The following is a 1,733-nucleotide window of genomic DNA, read 5'->3' on the forward strand; positions in this document are numbered from 1 at the left end:
CTCAAATATTATTTGCTAATCCTCAAGCATTTGAACTGGTGAGAAGATACGTTGATACTGACTTAAATCGTTGCTTTAAACTCCAGGATTTAGAAAATCAAAACAAGACTAACTATGAAGAAACTAGAGCAAAATTTATTAATCAAATGCTAGGACCAAAAGGGAACCCTAAGTTTGATTTTATCTTGGATTTGCATACCACCACTGCTAATATGGGATTAACAATAGTTTTAGCGAATAATCATCCCTTTAACCTCAAAACTGCTGCTTATTTAAGTTCAGTTGAACCAGATGTTAGAGTTTATAGCTGGATTAATCCAGGAGAAGAAAATGCTTTTGTAAATTCTATTTGTGAATTAAGTTTTGGTATTGAAGTAGGTCCCATAGCTCAAGGTACTCTCAAAGCAGATTTATTTCAGAAAACAGAAAAATTAGTTCAGGCAAGTTTAGATTTTATAGAAAATTTCAATGAAGGTAAATTGAATCTAATTAATCAGGATATTATAGTCTATAAACATCTAAAAGTTGTAGATTATCCTAAGACTGAAGATGGAGAAATAACAGCAATGATTCATCCTGAGTTACAAGGGAGAGATTATGAACAATTAACTCCAGGTGAGCCAATTTTTTTAACCTTTGATGGCGAAACAATTTACTATGAAGAAGAAATTCCTACATGGCCAGTTTTTATTAATGAGGCGGCTTACTATGAAAAGGGAATTGCTATGTGTTTGACAAAAAAAGAGAGAATTACATTTTAATTTCATCATCAAACACGCATTTGAATCAGTTATCAGTTATAAGTAAGTGGCTCAGATATGAAAGTATTACTAATTAAATTAATTAAAGGCTACAAAATTTTCATTTCACCAATGTTACCTCCATCCTGTCGTTTTCAACCTACTTGCTCAGAATATGCGATGGAAGCGATAGAAAGATTTGGGATTTTTAAAGGCGGTAGAATGGCAATTATGCGAATTTTACGTTGTCATCCTTTTCATCCTGGTGGTTATGACCCAGTTCCTCCAAGGGAGTGTGAGGACTGTGGGGAGTAGGGGAGTGGGGGAGATTAGATACTGAAGTAATTATAGAATAAACAGCCTCTTATACCAATTTGAAAAAAGAATGTTACGAATAATAAGTGCGATAAAAAGATTTTACAGTAAATGTTCCTTTGACAAAAAAGATAATTTACACCCTAAAAATCGTATTAAAGCCATTCATTATGACTCCTGACTCCTGACTCCTGACTCCTAATAAATAGCCTAGCTATTTGTAGCAAACATTTATCAAATTGGTATTAGACATCTCCTGCAAAAGAGGGAGGAGTTGAAATCTCCTTTTAGTTCTGGAATGCTCTGCAAACGAGGGAGTCTCAAAAAAAATCTACCGATCGCTGACTGCAGACTGCTTCTTTAACCAACCACCCCAAGGACTAACTTCAAGTACCCCTGTCGGTGTCATCACCACCCGGAATATTGCAAAAGACTGTTTCTGACTCGTAACTTCAGAATTAGCACTATTTAACAACTTGGGTAAAGGTGTGTGTTTACTATAATATTGTGCAGGTTCATTCATCGGTTCTAAGCTAGCGATCGCTCCATCCCCATTAACTTTTACCTCAAACACTAAATCTTCATACCATACTGGAGTATCTTGCCAACTTTGGTCAATTTGGTTATATAACTTTTGGTTTAACTCTTCTAACTCAGCTATATCAGTAATCTCTGAAA

The 1,733-nt window shown here is 34.9% G+C and carries 2 protein-coding genes and 1 pseudogene; 2 read left to right on the top strand and 1 reads right to left on the bottom strand.

Annotated features, from left to right (window positions below):
- On the top strand, positions 1–761 hold a 761-nt coding region (locus F6K13_RS31800), incomplete at its 5' end, for an aspartoacylase (protein ID WP_287289681.1).
- Positions 762–818: 57 nt separating this feature from the next.
- The gene (gene yidD / locus F6K13_RS31805; RefSeq protein ID WP_124144875.1) at positions 819–1,055 is read left to right on the top strand and encodes a membrane protein insertion efficiency factor YidD; all 237 of its coding nucleotides are present in this window, start codon (positions 819–821) and stop codon (positions 1,053–1,055) included.
- A gap of 331 nt (positions 1,056–1,386) precedes the next feature.
- Here the strand turns inward: yidD and F6K13_RS31810 are convergent.
- Positions 1,387–1,733: pseudogene (locus F6K13_RS31810) on the bottom strand (hypothetical protein); the annotation flags it as partial.

The sequence above is a fragment of the Okeania sp. SIO2B9 genome (assembly GCF_010672505.1).
GTDB lineage: Bacteria > Cyanobacteriota > Cyanobacteriia > Cyanobacteriales > Microcoleaceae > Okeania > Okeania hirsuta.